The organism is Pelotomaculum sp. FP, assembly GCF_004369245.1.
Taxonomy (GTDB): domain Bacteria; phylum Bacillota; class Desulfotomaculia; order Desulfotomaculales; family Pelotomaculaceae; genus Pelotomaculum_C; species Pelotomaculum_C schinkii.
In genome coordinates, this window is the sequence record NZ_QFGB01000067.1 from 1 (window position 1) to 19,321 (window position 19,321).

The window sequence follows — 19,321 nt, forward strand, 5'->3', positions numbered from 1 at the left end:
CGCATTCTCATTTTAAAGGGGTTGTTTTGTGTTAGCCATGACTTTTGTATCTACTATGAGCAGATCGGATCATTTCGCTTTGATACTATCTTGGGTTTCTATCCACCGCGGAGCGGTTTCGTTCAATATAAATTATGGCTAAATTAAAATAATATGGAATCTGGAGTGAGGCCAAAATGAGCGGTGATATTTTGTTGCCTGAGAAAAAAGAGGTTAATCAGGGGGCCGCGGCAGATTTGCAGTTAAACATGGAGGAACCGTGTGAGCTTGAGCCGGTTAGTGTGCGGAAACGTTGTCAAAAGGAGTGTCAAGTTCATCTGAATGCAGCTGAATTTGAAAAAAATCTTCCACATGTATTTTCCAATAAAAAAAGGGCTTGTCAGGGAGATACAGCAGACTTGAACTTAAACCTGGGGGATTCGTGTGATATTGGGCCGGAAAATACCCGGCAGCGCCGTCAATCTGCCTACCAAGTTCGTCTCAATGCAGCTGGATTTGAAAGGGATCTTCCACTTCCAGGCCATCCGTGTAATGGTGATGAATTGCTATATGTAAATAAGATTGGCAACTATTCTAAGGCCTTACCGCACAATCATCTGGGTGAGGTTAACCTCAATGCCTATCAAGCCTATATTGAGACATTAACCACCGGAGACCCGGCGGATTTTGCAACCATACCCTTGGGAGGCGTGGTCAAGCTTACCAATCCTCAGGCCGCTTATGCTTATGAGATGGCGGGACCTGATTCCCATCACTTGGGAACGGTTCCACCGCCGGCTTTCAGCAGCGCCTGGGAAGCCGGTGAGATGGCTGAAGTTTACTGGCAGGCCTTAACCCGTGATGTGCCTTTTACAGACTACGACACCAATCCGCTGACACTGGCGGCTGCTTCTGATTTATCGGGATTTTCAGATTTTAGGGGACCAAAAGCAGGTGGTTTGGTAACTCCGGGAACCCTGTTTCGCATGGATATCCCCGGAGACCTGGTGGGGCCTTATGTTTCTCAGTTTCTGTGGAAAAACATTCCCTACGGGGCTACGAGCATCACCCAGCGCTATCAAGTTCCTGTGGCCGGTGTGGACTACATGACCACGTATGCGGAATGGTTGAACATCCAGAACGGTCTGCCGCCGGCTGCAGCGATTCAATATGAGGGCACGCCCCGTTATATCCGCAATGGCCGCGATATGGGAGAATATCTGCACAAGGATTTCTCCTGTGAGGCTACACTTTCTGCTTGCTTAATCCTGCTCGGATTAGGAGTGAATGCCCTGGCCCCAACCAACCCTTATCTGCATTCTGATACCCAGGTTGGATTCAGCACTTTCGGCGCCCCGCATATTCTGGATTTTGTGATCCGGGTGTCGCGGGTAGCGCTGGAGGCCGCCTGGTTCCAGAAATTCCTGGTGCACCGCCGGCTCCGGCCCGAAGAATTCGGGGGCAGTGTGCAAAACCGACTGACAGGCGCCGCCTGCTATCCGATTAACCCGGAACTGCTCAATTCCCAGGCGGTTTCCGAGGTTTTCAACAAGTATGGCGTCTACCTGCTGCCACAGGCCTATCCGGAAGGCTGTCCAACTCATCCGGCTTATCCTTCCGGCCACGCCACTTATATCGGGGCCGGGGTGACGATGCTAAAGGCATTCTTCAAGGAGTCCTTTGTACTGCCCAATCCGGTTGTAGCCGGCCCGGACGGCCTCTCCCTGCTTCCTTACGAGGGACCGCCTTTAACAGTAGGCGGGGAATTGAACAAGCTGGCCGTCAATATTGCCATGGGCCGTGACTTCGCAGGCATACACTGGCGTACCGACGGGAGCGAGGGCCTCAAGCTGGGTGAAACAGTGGCGATCAGGATTCTGCAGGATTACAGGGATACCTACAATGAGGATTTTATCGGATTTTCATTCACCAAGTTTGACGGGACCACCATAATAATCTAAGTAATGGGCCGGGAGCCAAACGGCCAAAAAACGAGTCAGGGGACCGTCCCCTGACTCGTTTGCACTGACTCTCTATTCGATTATTCAACGGGCTGAATCTATAATCTGTGCCAAAGGTGTATACTCCAGATGCAAAGCCTCTGCAACTGCTTTACAAGTTAACATCCCGTGGATGACATTGACACCGAGGGCCAAGGCCTGATTTTCTTTAATCGCTCTCAGGTAGCCCTTGCCGGCTATTTCTAAAGCATAGCTCAGGGTGGCGTTGGTCAACGCGTAAGTGGAGGTCCGCGCTACAGCGCCCGGCATGTTGGCGACGGCATAATGGATAACTCCGTGCTTGATAAAGACGGGGTCGTCATGTGTTGTTTCCCTGTCAATCGTTTCAACAGAGCCGCCCTGGTCAATTGCTATGTCCACGATCACCGAACCGGGCTTCATTTGCTTAACCATTTCTTCAGTCACTATATGTGGCGCCCTGGCCCCAGGGACCAAAACAGCCGCTACCAGGAGATCGGCATATCTGACAGCTCTCTCAATATTGTAGCTATTGGAAATCAGGGTCGTAATCCTTCCGCCGAAAATATCGTCCAGGTAGCTTAGCCGTTCAGCGGATTTATCTATGACGGTAACCTGAGCGCCCATACCAACAGCTATTTTGATTGCATTGATACCTACCACGCCGCCGCCGATGATAACTACATCGGCGGCAGGCACTCCGGGAACCCCGCCTAACAGAATTCCTTTCCCTTCCGAATGCTTCTCTAAATAATGAGCGCCAATCTGTATCGCCATCCGTCCGGCGACTTCACTCATGGGAGTAAGCAACGGTAAAGAGCCGTTGTCCAGTTGGATGGTTTCATAAGCGATACCTACTACTTTTCTGTCCAACAGAGCCCTGGCTACCTCAGGTTCGGGAGCCAGGTGCAGGTAGGTGAAGAGTACTTGCCCTTCCTTAAAAAGATTGTATTCCGGGGGTTGCGGCTCTTTAACCTTCATAATCATGTCAGCCCCGGCAAAAACCTCTTTGGCAGTTGCAACAATTTCTGCACCGGCTTTAATATACTCCTCATTGCTGATTCCGCTGCCGGTTCCCGCCTGATCCTGAATCAACACCTGGTGGCCGGCCTTTACAAAAGCTGCTACACCGGCAGGGGTAATGGCTACCCTGTTTTCATTGTTTTTAATTTCCTTGGGTACTCCGATAATCATGTTGCCAACCTCCTTTGTTCTCCAGTACTATCCTTATAATGGGTGCTAATTCATTCGCGCATAACCCTACAGGAATGTAGGATATCATAAGCCCTTTAACTACTAATCAGTTTTTAGTGATTGATATCGTACCCACATTGATAATTCATCTTGCATTCGTGCTTCGATATATATGCTCAGTTACATTTTATTTTGCAAAAACGGTACCAGTTACATAGAGACAACAAAAAACCCCAAACTATATTGCTTGAGGTTGTTGCAGCATATGCTTGCCGAACTCCTATGTGGCAACATATCGTGCCACTCTCAGGAGAACGTTCTTTTTTCCTGTTTATTTGCCATGGCAACTTTATTTGCCATGGCAAATAAAGTTGCCAGAGGGATTTTTATATAGGAGTTACCTTAAGTCCATACTTTTTTATTTTATTCATTATAGTTGTATGGGAAACCCCCAGGACTTTAGCTGTATGCCGGATACTCCCATATTTCAGAAGAGCTTGTTCAATAAATTGCTTTTCAAAGCCATCCACAGCGGTGTTAAGGGTGTCACTGTTCTCATCATTCCCCGGGAAGTGGGCCGGAGAAACGTCCTCTTTCTCACCAGCATAAGTGCGGTCTAAAATGATTTGTTCAGGTTTGATTTCCATATCCTGCGCCAAAATCATCGCCCGCTCCAGGATATTCTCCAATTCCCTCACGTTTCCAGGCCAATTATATTTATTCAGTTTATCCATAGCAGCGCTGGAAATTTTTTTTATGTTTTTACCTAAACGGTGGTTGAATTTTTGGATCAGGTTGTCGGTTAAAATTGGTATATCTTCTTTGCGCCGGCGTAATGGGGGAATATGAACAGGCACTACATTAAGGCGGTAGTACAGGTCCTCCCGGAAATCCCCGTTTGTGATCATATTCTCCAGATTACGGTTGGTTGCTGCAATCACCCGGACGTTGACGGTGTTCTCCACCCTGTCGCCGATCCGCCGTACCCGTCCTTCCTGTAAGACCCGGAGTAATTTAGCCTGCAGGTGGGTTGACATTTCCCCGATTTCATCCAACAAGATGGTACCGTTGTTGGCGAATTCAAATAGTCCTAATTTACCTTGCTTTTGTGCCCCGGTAAAGGCCCCCTCAACATAACCAAACAGTTCGCTTTCCAGCAGGCTATCAGGCAGGGCGGCGCAATTTACCGGCACGAAGGGTTTATTCCGCCGGCTGCTGGCCATGTGAATAGCGCGGGCAAATAATTCTTTCCCGGTGCCGCTTTCACCCCGAATCAAAACTGTGGAATTACCTTGCGCTACCTTCCGGGATAGAGTTAAGGCTTCCTTGAGAGGTAAACTTACTCCGAGAATGTCATCAAAGGTGGTCATAGCAGGCTTAGTCATGGAATAGACTAACTGCTTGACATCGGACATGTCTTTAATACAGGCTACCGCGCCGATAATATTTTCACCGTCGTCCTTTAAAGGCCTGGCCGTGCTGAGAAAGTTCAGGCGACCTTTTGGGGTGTTGATGCTGATTTCCAGGTGATTATATGGTTTACCGTCCTTGAGGCAGCGCAAAATTGGTACTTCAGAAGACAAAACCCCGGCGATGTTTCTCCCAAGAAGTTCAGCGGCAGTATACCGGAAGATTTCTTCTGCCACCGGATTGATACTGGTGATTATCCCATCTGCATCCACCGACAGGATCCCTTCGCTTACCGTGTCCAGGATCGCCTGGAGCTTTTTTTCTCTTTCCTCCGAAGGCATCATGGGTACCCGGTATATCTCTAAAACCCCCGGAATTCCGTTTAATTCATTCATTAATCCTGCCAGTTCGCTGGTTTCGATCTTCTCAATATGAACATAAAGACTGCCTGAACGGGTGATTTCAATGGACACAATATTCAAGCGCCAGGCAAAGATAACCCTGGATATGTCGAATACAAAGCCTACCCTGTCTTCAAAGCTGATCCACAGCCGGGGGTTATCCATTGTTTTCCCACCTCACCACAGGACGTTAAGAAAAAATTCTATACTCTCAACAGTTTGACCTTCAACTGAAACCGTACACATTGCAAAACCAACAGGGAATATGTTCCAGTTATCCTATTACGCTGCCGGTATGGGTATCGAAACGTTTTTGCACCCACCTGCCAACATTATCAATAGCCTGTTTAGCCTCGGACAAAACTGCAGCAAGGCTTTGAAATACGTGCCACATATTGTCCCATATTTCCAATGTAACATCAACACCGTCTTTTTTTGCGCGCTCGGCCAATCTGGTGGAATCGCTCAATAATGCCTCATGGTCGCCAACCTGAATAAATAACGCGGGCAATCCGGACAGGTCCTGGTTTATTGGTGATAAAATAGGTGGTTTAACAGTTAAGTGATCGATATAGAAGCTTGCCGCCATTTGTGAGCCTTTAAGGTGGGTTACCGGATCTAATTCTGCGCGACTGGTATAGGATTCACCATCAAAGTTGACCAGGTCTGTCCACGGAGAAAACATAAATGCGGCTGCCGGCAGTGGAGCGCCTGCATCGCGTAACGAAAGCAAGGTCATAACTGTTAGGGCGCCGCCTGCAGAATCCCCGCCTATGATAATATCCTTAGCCGGGATGCCGTTTTCGAGCAGCCACCGGTAGGCTGCCAGACAATCGTCATTAGCGGCAGGATACTTGTGCTCCGGCGCCAGACGGTATTCAACTAATAAAACTCTAACACCACTGGCTCTTGAAATAAAAGCTGCTAAATTACGATAAGTAGCACAGTCGCCACAATATAAACCACCGCCGTGGAAATATAGAATCACCTGTTTGCCGCCTTCAGGAACATTCGCCGCCTTAATCCACTCGCCGGGTAAATTCGCCACCATAACTTGCTCAACGATAGTGCCGGGGGGGAGTTCCGCCTGTTGTTTTAAAGATAGTTCATGGCGGATCTGTTCAACCGTATTTATTGAAGGGTCCATTTTTCTCATTGCTTTTATATAACGTTCTTTTATAGCTGACATAACTTTCCTCCAAAATACTTTTCTTAACAAGCCGTCAGGACAAAGCTTATATATCTAACTATAATCCCGGGCACTGCTAAAATAAAGCCCCAGGGGCAATCTCATTACCCTTAAAATAAAATGGTATATATTCTTGATATATACCATAAGCCACCACAGCGCATGGACACTGAAGGTTTTTTCTATTATTATTCTTCAATTTCTTCTGCCTTTTCAGTAGGCCATGTCCCATATATTCTTTCCATAGCAGTTCTGGACACAAGCCAGGTACCGCCGCTTTTACGGGCGGTAATTCTTCCTTGCTGGCAGGCCTTTTTCAGGCTGTCCGGGTGCAGTCTCCATAGCCGGGCCGCTTCAGGGGAGGTCAGGACTTTCCCAAGTCGGCCAATTCTACTTTCTGTGTTTCTGCACGGCCATATTCGCTGGCATGTTTTAGTAATTCCTGCATAACTTTGTCAGCCCAGGCAGGCGCGTTGTCGGCAGCATATTTTTCCGTGTATTTCTTCTCAAGCCTGTCGGCAATGTAAAAATTCCACTGCCGTAATTTATGGAGGGTAAGGTTTTCACCATCCAGATACCGTGTGAAGTCTTGCAGTTCCTCTTTTGTCAGGTATGATGAGATTACTTCCGCTTCGTCTGTGAAGTCCAAAGGATTGAACCAGGCCATCCTGGCGAGCTCAATCGCATTGCCGTTCCAAACAGCGCTGGAGGTGTTGTCTGCAGTGCTGGTGTGATGAATAAGGGTGCCATCGCTGTTCATTTTAAGCACCTGACAGATTTCGCTGTTTGCATTCAAACAACAGGCTTCATCATAAACTGCGGTTAGGGCGTCAAGAATGTTGTCACTTTCTTCTTCAATAATCTCCAGCCAGTTAATTTTTTCCATTTGACATGCTCCTTTTTACCCGTATTCGGGCTACTCAGCTATAGTATCATACCCGTTTTCGGGCGTCAACGCCTTTCTTAACTGTAATAAAATTTTCAACTGCACCATTGCCTAATAATCAATATAAATCATATGTCTTTTGATTAGCTCTTTGGAGACTAGCTCTTTTAGCTTGAAAAGCAGTGGTTGTTAATTTATTATTGATAAGACGGAAAAAAGTACGAACATTTTCTTTCCAATAGATGGTTTTACCGACAGTAATTATGAAGAAGTCATCTCAGCGCGCGATGAATTAGCCCGTTCGCTGAAAGAGTTGTTTAATTGTGAAGTTGTGACTGGATATGTTGATGTGGATAATAAAACAATGCTATTATAGGTAATTTTAATCAAATTCTGATATAATTAAAAAGTATCATAACACATGGCTGCAACTAGAGGAGCTATCGGAATGTTGGCCAATAACGTCAGTTCAGAAACAGTATCAAGCTTAGCCCAACCGCTGCGCAACCGCTTTGACCGTTCAGAATGGGCCGGCGCCTTTGGTGACCTGGGCACATTAATCCCCTTTGTGGTCGGCTATATAACGGTTATGAAACTTGACCCGCTTGGTGTTCTATTTACGTTTGGAATGCTTTTAATTCTATCAGGCTTTTATTATCGAACACCAATCCCTATTCAACCAATGAAAGCCATTGGCGGCGCAGTGATAACCCAGGCTGCTTCGATAACGCCGGGTATGCTATGGGGGGCAGGCCTGTTTACCGGTTTCTTCTGGCTGACCATGGGTCTTACAGGTGTTCTTGATGTTATATCCAGAATAACAACAAAACCATTGGTTAGGGGTATAGTTCTGGGTTTGGGCCTGTCCTTTATCATGGAAGGAATCCGGATGATGCAATCGGATTTCTTCATTGCTTTAATAGCTTTATTTATGACTTTTTTATTGTTAACCAGTAGACGTATACCTGCCATGTTTGCCTTAATAGTTTTTGGAGTGGCGGCGGCTATAATTAAAACGCCCGGCATTATCAATGAGCTGGCTGCTATGCACGTTAATTTTTCGTTGCCCCACCTGGCGTTGACACAAGTTTCCTGGCAGGACTTTATAAAAGGCACACTTATACTTGGCATCCCCCAGATCCCTTTAACTTTAGGTAATGCTGTCATTGCCATTACCGCCGAGAATAACAGGCTGTTTCCCCAACGCCCTATCACAGAAAGAAAAATGGCTATTTCAACGGGGATTATGAACCTTATTTCTCCTTTATTCGGTGGTATTCCCATGTGTCACGGCGCCGGGGGAATGGCCGGTCACGTGCGTTTTGGCGCTCATACCGGAGGCGCCCTGGTAATTCTGGGAACATTGCTGCTTGTTGCCGGAGTATTTTTCAGCAGTTCTTTTTTCGTGATTCTAAAGTTCTTTCCCTTAAGTGTACTCGGTGTAATTTTATTTTTTGCCGGACTGGAGTTAGCGGTCTCTGCCCGTGATGTAGGGCGGGAAAGAGAAGACTATTACATTTTGCTGGTCACGGCAGGTTTTGCAATTTGGAACATGGGCGCCGGGTTCCTGGCAGGTGTTTTAATGCAGGAATTGTTAAAAAGGAAAATCTTCAAAGTATGATCAAGCTGCTTAAACCCTCCAGAGCCCGGAGGGCTCTAAAAATAGATTATGCCGGTGTATAAGTAGCCAGACGGCATATTTCAGAAGTATAACGCAAGTTATGGGAAATGGTACGCCTTGACAAAACATGTCGGAAAGAGGGGATAATGGACAGAAGGGAGTCGTGAGAAAAATGGAAGCAATTAAATTGGACGCACAGGTTAGATTGGAAAAAAACAAGTTTCATAAACACAACTTGCGCAAAAACGGTTTTATCCCGGCGGTAATCTATGGGAAAAGCATGAAGAGCACGGCTATAGCGGTCAATACCAATGAGCTGCAGAAAATCCTGGGCCAAGCCGGTTCAAACGCCCTGATCCACATGAACGTAAAGCGGGACGGGGCAACTGAAGACCATCAGGTACTGGTTAAATCGGTACAGCGCGATGCGCTGCGCGGGACCTTGATCCACGCCGATTTCCACCAGGTTTCATTAAAAGACATGGTGACCGCCACCGTTCCCGTTCACCTGGCCGGCTCCGCGCCGGGGGTTTCTAAAGGCGGCATCCTGGCCCAACCGATGCGGGGGGTCGAGGTGGAATGCCTCGCCTCAAACATTCCCGACGCGATCACGGTCGATATCTCCAACCTGGATATCGGACAAGAAATTACCCTGGCGGACCTGGTTTTGCCGAACGGTGTGAAGGCAACCGGAGAAGGGCACGCCCATGTAGTTGCAATCTATACAACACGTTCTTCTGAAGTTGAAGAAGCGGCCAAGGAAGAAGGAGAAGAATCCCAGGAGAAGGATGAATAGGCACAGGCTGCCTTTTAAAAATAAAGTATTTTGCTGGGAAGCGCCGGCGGCAACATGCCGCCGGCGCTTCCTTTTGGCCAACAAGCGGACTTGTCTTATGACTTCATAGAATTGCAGCACTATTAGATATGTTGATAATTCCTTATACTGCTTCGTAGTTTTGAGCGATTGAAATCGACCCCGCAATGTGAAGTTTCGTCCTCGCTTGCGCCGCACTAGCGTGGGCATGAAAAACCCTTCTTCCGGTTGGATGAAGGGTTCTCATTTATATCCCTGTTTTATAGTAGCGCCGCTTTACGCGGACTGGAAGTTTGCCTGGTTTCGTTTGCGGTCGTGCTTGCTCAGTATCCGCTTGCGCATGCGCAGGCTTTGCGGGGTTACTTCCAACAGTTCGTCCGTGCCGATGTATTCCAGAGCTTCTTCCAGGCTGAAATTCAGGGGCTCCTCCAGGCGCAGGGCGGTCTCGGCGGTGCTGGAGCGCATGTTGGTCAGGTGCTTTTTCTTGCAGACGTTGACCTCCAAGTCCTGTTCACGGGAATGCTCCCCTACAACCATGCCCTCGTAAACCTTGGTGCCGGGCGTAATAAACAGTATGCCGCGGTCCTGTACGTTGTGCAGGCCGTAAGTGTTGGCCTCACCGGATTCAAAGGCGATCAGCACGCCCTGGTAGCGCCCCCGGATGTCCCCTTTGTAGGGCTCATAACCCATGAAGATATGGCTCATCACCCCGTGGCCCCTGGTCTCGGTCAGCAGCTGCGAGCGGAAGCCGATTAAGCCCCGCGCCGGTATCTTGAATTCCAGCCGGAGCTGGTCCGGGCCAAGGGAGGTCATGTTAAGCATTTCCCCTTTCCTGGCCCCGGCGATTTCCATGACCGGGCCCATTTTTTCCTCGGGGATATCCACCATCAGGAGCTCCATGGGTTCCATTTTCTGGCCCGCTTCCCACCTGAAGATGACCTCCGGTTTCGACACCTGCAGTTCAAAACCTTCCCGCCGCATCGTCTCAATCAGGATCGACAGGTGCAGTTCACCTCGTCCGCACACCTCGAAGACGTCCGTGCTTCCGGTTTCCTCCACCCGGAGGCTTACGTTCTTCTCCATCTCTTTAAAGAGCCGGGCTCTCAGATGGCGTGAGGTTAAATATTTGCCTTCCTTGCCGGCGAAAGGACTGTCGTTGACCATGAAGCTCATCTTCAGGGTCGGTTCATCCACGGTGATGGGCTCCAACTGTTCCGGTTGGTCCTTATCGGCCACTGTTTCGCCGATCTTGATATCTTCCAGGCCGGAAAAAGCCACAATCTCACCGCAGACAGCCTCTGAAACCGTTACTCTTTCCAGCCCTTCATAAGCGTAGAGCGTACCAATACGGCCCTGGCGCATGTTGCCCTCGTGGTCAAAAATGTTTACCTGCTGGCCGGTTGCGATTTTGCCGCGTTTGACGCAGCCGATGCCCATCCGTCCCACGAAGTTGTCATACTCGGTGTTGTTTATTAAAAGCTGCAACGGTCCATCGTCATCTCCGGCCGGAGCGGGAATGTATTTGATGATCCCCTCGAACAGAGGCTGCATGTTTTGCCCCGGTACGGCAGGGTCAGTGGTGGCCGTTCCTTCCTTGGCCGAAGTGTAAATAAGGGGAAAGTCCAAATGTTCGTCGCCTGCTCCCAGGTCGATGAACAGGTCCAGCACCTCATCCACCACCTCCGATATGCGGGCGCCTTCCCGGTCGATCTTGTTAATGACCACTATGGGCTTTAAGTTTAGCTGCATAGCTTTGCGTAAAACAAACCGGGTCTGGGGCATGGCGCCGTCAAAGGCGTCTACCAGCAGCAGAACGCCGTCAACCATTTTTAGAACCCGCTCAACCTCTCCTCCGAAGTCGGAGTGACCCGGGGTATCCACTATATTAATCTTGATATCGCCGTAACGCACCGAGGTGTTTTTGGCCAGGATAGTGATGCCGCGTTCCTTTTCCAGGTCGTTTGAATCCATAACCCTCTCAGCCACGTGCTGGTTTTCCCTGAAGATACCGCTCTGTTTGAGCAGGGCGTCCACCAGGGTCGTCTTGCCGTGATCGACGTGAGCTATAATGGCGATATTTCTGAACATGTTGTTGCCAGACATTTAAGATAAATCCTCCTTCCAAACCCTATAAGTATATCAGGTTTGCGGAGTGACCACAACTACAGAGGGAGTGATTAGTTTTATAAATAAAGAGTTTTTGAAAGGTATTGCTATTAGAAAACTTGGTTAAAATGTTTTCTTCATGTTTTCTGATCGCTGACAAAAGGTTGTCCTGTAAGCTTGGTAATATTGTGGCATAGGAGACAAAATTTCCACCAAAGTCGAAAGGTGTCGCAAAATGTATATAAAAAATTGTAGGGATTTGGCAATAGAGCAAGTATTAAATAGTAGTAGCTGCATTAGTTTGGTTAGTTTAGAGAGAAGGGATAGCTTGGCTTATTATGCTCATTCTGCTAAAGAAAAGGACAAGACCGGATAGCATTTAGTGAAAAATTACTTACGCGATAGCGGTAATACTGCAGCTATCTTTGCAAAGACATTTGGTGCAGAGGACCTAGCTAGTAACAAGTTTGATGGATGCTGATTTTTTGGACAATGAGAGCTACATGGACAAGGATAAAGCATTTAACAGGGACGGTTATTGTTCTATGTCGGAGCTCCAAAACCGGTTCAACCTGTTCTCCTGTCAATTATTGGAGCCGTACCAGTGTGCTCATTTTCATGGAGGCCAAACATAATGAATTGTAAAGATAATCAAACGTTTTCTAAACAATTAGATAGGTTTATTGCTCACCGTAGCGAAAAGTATGATAAAAGTCAGGATTTATGGGCACATCTAAAGGAAACATCATTTTGGGCTTTTAAGTTCGCATCAAAAATAGGCCTTGGGCAACACGGTCAATTGGCAGGTTTAATTCATGATATCGGAAAAGCAACAGCAGAGTTTGACCAATATATCAGGTCAGCAACAGGGTTAATTGAACCAGATGAGGACGAGTATGTTGATGCGATCGGCAAAAAAGGTAAAATCGATCATTCCAGCGCCGGTGCTCAAGTTATTTACCGTCATTTTTCTAATCGGGACCAGAAGTTTTTGTTTGTCTTGCAAATACTATCTTTAATCATTTCGTCGCACCATTCTGGTTTAATTGACTGTTTAACAACTGATGGTGAGGATAATTATACCAGGAGAATGATTAAAACGGATGAAAAAACCCGCACCTCGGAAGCTTTATCAAACCTGAATGATGATATAAGACATCAAATAATGGAGTTATTATCTAACGATGACCTGGTTGATCAGATGAATAAAAAAATAATATCCTTACGGGAAAACAATGATTTAGTTGATTCCTATATGTTTAAGATTAGTTTATTGACAAGATTTCTTTTTAGCTGTCTTATTGATGCAGACAGGCTTAATACCGCTGATTTTGAATTTCCGGAAGGAGCGGAATTAAGGAATCAAGGAGAATATGTTGCCTGGCCCGTTTTGATAGATAGGTTAAATCTTTATTTGAGTAAATTTGAAAACAAAAATGATGTTGATGCCATACGCGGAAATATTTCTAATTACTGCTTGGATTTTTCAAACAGGCCCAAGGGTCTTTTCCAATTGACTGTACCAACCGGGGGAGGCAAAACTCTGGCCAGTCTGCGTTTTGCTTTGAATCATGCGTGTAAACACAAGATGGAAAGAATTATTTACATAATCCCATATACCTCAATCATTGATCAGAATGCTGATGTCACTAGAAATATACTTGAAGACAGAACTGAAAATGGCGTTTATCTTGACCGCATCGTGCTGGAACATCATTCAAATCTAACCCCCGAAAAAGAAAGCACACGGCAAAAAATTTTATCGGAAAACTGGGACGCGCCTGTGGTTTTTGCAACTATGGTGCAATTTCTGGAGGCTTTGTTTGGGTATGGGGCCAGAAATGCCAGGAGAATGCACCAACTTGCAAATGCGGTGCTTATATTCGATGAGATACAAGCACTTCCGGTACGGTGTGTACATCTATTTAATTTGGCGATCCGTTTTTTAATTGGTGGTTGTGGCTCAACCGTGGTTCTTTGTACGGCAACTCAGCCTTTGCTGGATCAGGTTAAACCGGAGCAGAGAGCTTTGCAGATTAATCCAGATCAGCAAATGATCCCGGATGTCCAAACACTTTTTAAAGAACTGAAACGGGTGAAGGTTTTTGACCGACGGAAGCTCCGAGGTTGGACAGATGATGATGTTGCCGCACTTGTGGAGCAGGAATTACAAGAGACAGGCAGTGTTTTAATCGTAGTAAATACAAAAAAATCAGCTATTAATCTTTTTCAGCTGCTTTCTCAACATGCAAGTACAGAAGTTAAGCATCTAAGCACGAATATGTGTCCGGCTCACCGCATGGAAGTACTAGATAGGATAAAGGAATGTTTACCGGATAAGAAGCCGGTTATTTGTGTTAGTACACAACTTATTGAAGCGGGGGTTGATATAGATTTTGGCACTGTCATCCGATATTTGGCCGGGCTGGATTCAATTGCACAGTCGGCAGGGCGCTGCAACCGGAATGGCGCCAGGCCTGAGCCGGGGAGAGTTATTATTATCAACCCACAGGGTGAAAACTTGGATTATTTAAATGATATTAAAGTCGGCAGGGATGTAGCTGAACGGGTATTGGATGAGTTTAATACTGATGCAAAACAGTTTGAAGGGGATATCCTTGGTTTAAAAGCCATGGAACGATATTATCAATATTATTTTTATGCCCGGAAAGAGGAAATGTGTTATAAAGTCGGCAGTAATTCAGTGGTTGGCAGATCGGATAATCTGTTTGAGCTTTTATCAACAAATCTTCAATCAGTTTATGGATATCAAAGAAATAATGATTCTTCTCCTAAAATACCGCTTCGACAATCATTTATGACAGCGGCAAAGGCATTTCAAGCTATTGACTCACCTGCCCGTGGTGTAATAGTTCAATATGGGGAAGAAGGTGAACGGATTGTTAATGAGCTATGTGCCGCGGTAGATTTGGAGAAGCAATACCGGTTATTGAAGCAGGCGCAAAGGTATTCGATCAATATCTATCCATATGTTTTTGATCAAATGACAAGACAAAAGGTTATTAATGAAGTGCAAAAAGGTGCTGGTGTTTTCTATTTGAATAAGCAATTTTATGATAAAGATTGTGGATTTAGCGGAGGAATTACTAATGAAATGGAATTTCTTATTTATTAAAGGGGAGGTATCACATGGAAAACAAAGTAGAGTTTAAGGTTCATGGTAAATATGCTCTATTTACCGATCCTTTGACCAAGATCGGCGGGGAAAAATGTTCTTACCAGATTCCTACCTATCAAGCTATAAAGGGAATTATGGAGTCAATTTACTGGAAGCCTACCATCATCTGGGTTATTGACAAGGTACGGGTGATCAAAGCGATAAAAACACAGACAAAAAGCGCTAAGCCAATCAATTACAGTGGTGGAAATTCACTATCAATTTATACTTATCTATCTGATGTGGAATATCAAGTGCAGGCACATTTCGAGTGGAACTTAAAAAGAGATGATATGGCAAAGGACAGGAATGAGAACAAGCATTTTTTTGTTGCCAGGAGAATGATCGAAAGGGGTGGCAGAAGGGATATCTTTCTGGGAGCACGGGAATGCCAGGGGTATGTAGAATCCTGCCAGTTTGGGGAAGGGAACAGTCACTATGAACAATATGGTGAACTTGCTTTTGACTTGATGTTTCATGGTTTTGATTACCCTGACGAGTCCGGGAAAAATGAACTCCATGCAAGGTTCTGGCGGCCTAAAATGGTAAACGGCATAGTTGAATTTATTCGCCCGGAAGACTGTATTATCCGCAGATTCGTGAAGCCAATGTCTTCCAACATACCTAGGTCGGTTGGGTTGGAAGAGCAAGAACTTTTAGATGGATATCCCGGGGAGGTGGATGCCCGGTGAGCTGGATACAAAACCTTTATGAAACCTATGAAAACTGTCAGTCAATGATCGGGATTAGTTCGGATGAAAATGAAGTGCCGCTCCTGCCAATTTGCCATACCACCCAGAAAGCTCAAGTAGAGATAGTCATTGATGTGGATGGTAATTTTAAACGAGCTAGAGTTATTCCAAAAAGTGAGTCCAGAACCATTATACCCTGTACAGAAAGCTCAGGAGGAAGAACTAGCGGGGAAGCTCCTCATCCGCTGTGCGACAAGTTACAATATGTAGCAGTCGATTATAAGGACTTCGGAGGCAGCAAAGCATATTATTTTAGTTCTTACCAAGATTTACTGCGAAAATGGTGTGATTCAGAATACTCCCACCCTAAGGCAAAAGCTGTTTTGAAATACATTGAGAAAGGCAATGTGATAAGAGATTTAATTAAACATCAAGTAATGTTTGCTGGAGACGATGGAATTCTTCAAGATAAGTGGGATAAGAAAGTTGCAAAGGAAGCCCCAAATTCCAGGCAGGATGATGCTTTTATTAGATGGTTAGTTGAAATCCCTGGCGATCCTCAAATGGCTACCTGGACCGACTTAAGTTTATTTGAAAGTTGGATAAAATACTATTTATCAATAAAAGAGAATAATGCTCTTTGTTATGTTAAAGGAGAAAAAATTCCTGTTGCTGAACAACACCCAAGAAATATAAGAAGAGATGGAGATGGGGCAAAACTAATTTCATCAGGGAAAACAAAAGACCAGAAAGGCAGGGAAAAAGTTAACGACCCTGCAGGTTTTACTTTCCTTGGCCGATTTTCAGATGCTGGACAGGCCTGCGGCGTAGGTTATGAAGTAACACAGAAGGCTCATAATGCACTTCGTTGGTTAATTGGAAGACAAGGTTATAGAAGGGGTGATCAGGCAATTGTAGCCTGGTCAATTGCTGGCCACGATGTTCCTGATCCATTAGCAGACCCCTTTTCTGTATTAGGTCAAGATATAATTCCAGGTACTTCGGAATCTGTAGTATTCACAGCTCAAGATTTGGCACTTAGATTGAAGAAGAAAATCGCGGGGTATAATGCCAACATTGGCAACACATCTAAAATCGTGGTAATGGGGTTGGATTCCGCCACCCCCGGCAGGATGGCTATTTCCTTCTACAGGGAACTAACCGGTTCGGAGTTTTTGGCAAGAATTAATAAATGGCATGAATCTTGCGCTTGGATCCATGATTACCGTTATGTGGAACTGCCAGCTCAGAAAAGAGGTGCAACGAAAAAGAAATATATACGGTTTGTGGGAGCACCTGCCCCTAGTGACATAGCTGAAGCCGCATATGGCAGCAGGGTTGATGACAAACTGCGCAAAACAACTGTGGAGCGGATACTCCCCTGTATTATTGATGGACAAAAATTACCCAGAGACCTGGTTGAATCAGCCGTACGGCGGGCATCGAACCGTATTGGAATGGAGAACTGGGAGTGGAATAAAACACTTAGTATTGCCTGTGCGCTTTATAGAAAATACCATGACAAGGAGGTTTTTAATATGGCCCTGGACGAGAGCCGAAAAACAAGGGATTATCTGTATGGCAGACTACTGGCTTTAGCCGATAGTTTGGAACAGTGGGCTTTGCAAAAAGCAGGAGAAACACGTCAAACAACTGCTGCCAGATTGATGCAAAGATTTGCTGATCATCCTTATAGCACCTGGAGAACAATCGAGTTGGCATTGGGTCCATACAAAGCCAGGCTTGGCGGCAAGTCGTTGAAAAGACAAAACATGATATCTGAAGTAACCGCAATGTTTGCACCAGAAGACTACATCAACGATAAAAAACTTAGTGGGGAATTTTTGCTTGGTTATCACTGCCAGCGAGAGGCTCTTTGGAATAAAGACATGGAAGAGCAAGCTGATGAAAATTAAAGCTCTCTCTATAATTGATTAGAAACAATTTCAAAATACAGTTTATAATTTAATAAAAATCAGGAGGGTTATTATGGAAATTTTAAAAAACAAAATTGATTTCGCGGTGATTATAAACGTAAAGAACGCTAATCCAAACGGTGACCCTTTGAACGGAAACCGGCCCCGTGTTACTTATGACGGGCTTGGGGAGCTTTCTGATGTTTGTATTAAACGCAAAATAAGAAATCGCCTGATGGAAGCAGGTAAGTCGGTTTTTGTCCAGTCAGACGACAATAGAAATGATAATTACAGAAGTCTTCGTTCCCGCGCAGAAGGTGAATTAAAAAATATTGACATGAAAGATGAGTGTAAATACCGTGAAGAAGCATGTAAAAAATGGATAGATGTCCGGGCTTTTGGGCAGGTTTTTGCCTACAAGGGCGGTGAAGATAAAGGAGTTTCTATTGGAATCCGCGGGCCTGTTTCAATTCATTCGGCCTTTAGCGTTAGCCCTGTTAGTGTATCAAGTATTCAGATCACTAAAAGTGTAAGCGGGGAAGGTGATGGAACAAAAAGGGCTTCTGATACCATGGGTATGAAACACCGGGTGGACCACGGAGTATATGTTTTTTATGGATCAATGAACCCTCAGCTGGCCAGCAAGACCGGTTTCAGTGATGAAGACGCATTGTCGATCAAACAAGCTTTAATAGAACTTTTTCAGAATGACGCTTCATCCGCAAGGCCCGAAGGCAGCATGGAAGTATATAAAGTTTTTTGGTGGGAGCATAATTGCAAAAATGGTCAATATTCATCCGCTAAAGTTCACCGTTCGTTAAATGTTTCCCTAAAACCTGGTGTTACGGAACCCAAAAATATTGAAGAGGATTATGATATTAGCCTTCAGGAGTTGACTTCTTTGACACCGGAAATCATTGACGGGCTCTAAGCCGTGAAAAATAAATATTCGGATGAAGACTATCTTCTACTTTCCGGCATCCAGCATATGGCATTTTGCGAACGACAATGGGCGCTTATCCATATAGAACAGGTTTGGGCGGAAAATGTTCGTACCATGGAAGGGAATCACCTGCACGAACGCACGGATAATCCTTTTGAGGATGAGACGCGCAAAGATGTCAGGGCCGTCAGGGCGATGCCGGTTATAAGCAAAAAACTGGGTCTTCGTGGGATAGCTGATGTGGTCGAATTCCAAAGAACAAATGATGTGTTAGCCGGGGTCACATTACGTCTGAAAAACCGAAAAGGATGGTGGCGCCCCTATCCGGTGGAATACAAGCGCGGGCGCCCGAAACCCGATGACCGTGACGCAGTACAACTTTGCGCCCAAGCGATAGCCTTGGAAGAAATGTTGGGAATCTCTATTGAATCTGGGTTTCTCTATTACGGTCAAACCAGACACCGGGTAGAAATCGCTTTTACTCAAGAACTGCGTGCACATGTCGAACAACTTGCCGGTCAGATGCACAAGATGATGGCTGAAGGGAAGACCCCTAAAGCAAAAAAAGGTAAGCATTGTTCTTTATGTTCGTTGAAAGAAATATGTCAGCCCGATCTTACTATACGACATCGCTCAGTTAAGGAATATTTGGCGCGAATGGTTGATTTGGAGGTAAAGGATTATTGAGGAAACTTCTAAACACCCTTTATGTAACAATGCCGGATGCATACTTAGCCCGTGACGGAGAAAATATTCTGATAAAAACTGAGAATGAGATTAGATTTCGTATCCCAGTTCATAATTTGGAGGGAATAGTTTGTTTCGGTTTTGCCGGAGCAAGCCCGGGACTGATGCATTTGTGTTGTGAAAGAGGCGTAGCGCTTTCCATCCGTGATCGGTTTACCATAATATGTAATTAACAAGTCATAATAATTATATGGTTATACTAACCAATAGTGGAAACTGAGGTTTACTTCGGTTCATATGTTGTCCAGGGATCAATTAACCGTTCC

General features: G+C 45.6%; 14 protein-coding genes. 9 read left to right on the top strand and 5 right to left on the bottom strand.

What is annotated here, in order from left to right; genetic code table 11:
• The first annotated feature begins 176 nt into the window (after positions 1-176).
• Positions 177-1,940: a vanadium-dependent haloperoxidase gene (locus Psfp_RS18360; RefSeq protein WP_243120792.1), complete on the top strand. Its 1,764-nt coding sequence runs from the start codon at positions 177-179 to the stop codon at positions 1,938-1,940.
• A gap of 84 nt (positions 1,941-2,024) precedes the next feature.
• Here Psfp_RS18360 and ald read toward each other — a convergent pair whose 3' ends face one another.
• From ald to Psfp_RS18385, 4 genes are all read right to left on the bottom strand, one after another.
• The gene (gene ald, locus Psfp_RS18365; RefSeq protein ID WP_134219974.1) at positions 2,025-3,152 is read right to left on the bottom strand and encodes an alanine dehydrogenase; all 1,128 of its coding nucleotides are present in this window, start codon (positions 3,150-3,152) and stop codon (positions 2,025-2,027) included.
• 386 nt (positions 3,153-3,538) lie between these two features.
• Complete coding sequence (locus Psfp_RS18370) at positions 3,539-5,128, bottom strand: sigma 54-interacting transcriptional regulator (protein WP_134219975.1); 1,590 nt, start codon at positions 5,126-5,128, stop codon at positions 3,539-3,541.
• A gap of 109 nt (positions 5,129-5,237) precedes the next feature.
• The gene (locus Psfp_RS18375; RefSeq protein ID WP_134219976.1) at positions 5,238-6,152 is read right to left on the bottom strand and encodes an alpha/beta hydrolase; all 915 of its coding nucleotides are present in this window, start codon (positions 6,150-6,152) and stop codon (positions 5,238-5,240) included.
• A gap of 364 nt (positions 6,153-6,516) precedes the next feature.
• Positions 6,517-7,038, bottom strand: coding sequence for a hypothetical protein (locus Psfp_RS18385; RefSeq protein ID WP_134219977.1), 522 nt, complete (start codon positions 7,036-7,038; stop codon positions 6,517-6,519).
• A 448-nt stretch (positions 7,039-7,486) separates the two neighbouring features.
• Between Psfp_RS18385 and Psfp_RS18390 the strand changes: the two genes are divergently transcribed.
• Both Psfp_RS18390 and Psfp_RS18395 read left to right on the top strand, forming a co-directional pair.
• On the top strand, positions 7,487-8,659 hold the full coding sequence (locus tag Psfp_RS18390) for a putative sulfate/molybdate transporter (RefSeq protein WP_134219978.1): 1,173 nt from the start codon (positions 7,487-7,489) through the stop codon (positions 8,657-8,659).
• 172 nt (positions 8,660-8,831) lie between these two features.
• On the top strand, positions 8,832-9,455 hold the full coding sequence (locus Psfp_RS18395) for a 50S ribosomal protein L25 (RefSeq protein WP_192895527.1): 624 nt from the start codon (positions 8,832-8,834) through the stop codon (positions 9,453-9,455).
• A 294-nt stretch (positions 9,456-9,749) separates the two neighbouring features.
• On the opposite strand, the gene typA is transcribed toward Psfp_RS18395, so the two are convergent.
• Positions 9,750-11,576: a translational GTPase TypA gene (typA, locus tag Psfp_RS18400; RefSeq protein WP_134219980.1), complete on the bottom strand. Its 1,827-nt coding sequence runs from the start codon at positions 11,574-11,576 to the stop codon at positions 9,750-9,752.
• A gap of 637 nt (positions 11,577-12,213) precedes the next feature.
• Between typA and cas3 the strand changes: the two genes are divergently transcribed.
• The 6 genes from cas3 (at position 12,214) to Psfp_RS18430 (ending at position 19,228) form a co-directional block, all read left to right on the top strand.
• Positions 12,214-14,715 (top strand): CRISPR-associated helicase Cas3', encoded by a 2,502-nt coding sequence (cas3, locus tag Psfp_RS18405; RefSeq protein WP_134219981.1) that lies wholly within the window; start codon positions 12,214-12,216, stop codon positions 14,713-14,715.
• 14 nt (positions 14,716-14,729) lie between these two features.
• Entirely contained in the window at positions 14,730-15,449 is a 720-nt protein-coding gene (gene cas5c, locus Psfp_RS18410) for a type I-C CRISPR-associated protein Cas5c (protein ID WP_134219982.1), read from the top strand.
• Complete coding sequence (gene cas8c / locus Psfp_RS18415; RefSeq protein WP_134219983.1) at positions 15,446-17,365, top strand: type I-C CRISPR-associated protein Cas8c/Csd1; 1,920 nt, start codon at positions 15,446-15,448, stop codon at positions 17,363-17,365. Before cas5c ends, cas8c begins: the two co-directional genes overlap by 4 nt.
• A 73-nt stretch (positions 17,366-17,438) precedes the next feature.
• Entirely contained in the window at positions 17,439-18,296 is an 858-nt protein-coding gene (gene cas7c, locus Psfp_RS18420) for a type I-C CRISPR-associated protein Cas7/Csd2 (RefSeq protein WP_134219984.1), read from the top strand.
• A 3-nt stretch (positions 18,297-18,299) separates the two neighbouring features.
• Positions 18,300-18,995, top strand: coding sequence for a CRISPR-associated protein Cas4 (cas4, locus tag Psfp_RS18425; RefSeq protein WP_243120793.1), 696 nt, complete (start codon positions 18,300-18,302; stop codon positions 18,993-18,995).
• A 29-nt stretch (positions 18,996-19,024) separates the two neighbouring features.
• Complete coding sequence (locus Psfp_RS18430; RefSeq protein ID WP_348981162.1) at positions 19,025-19,228, top strand: CRISPR-associated endonuclease Cas1; 204 nt, start codon at positions 19,025-19,027, stop codon at positions 19,226-19,228.
• Positions 19,229-19,321: the final 93 nt, after the last annotated feature.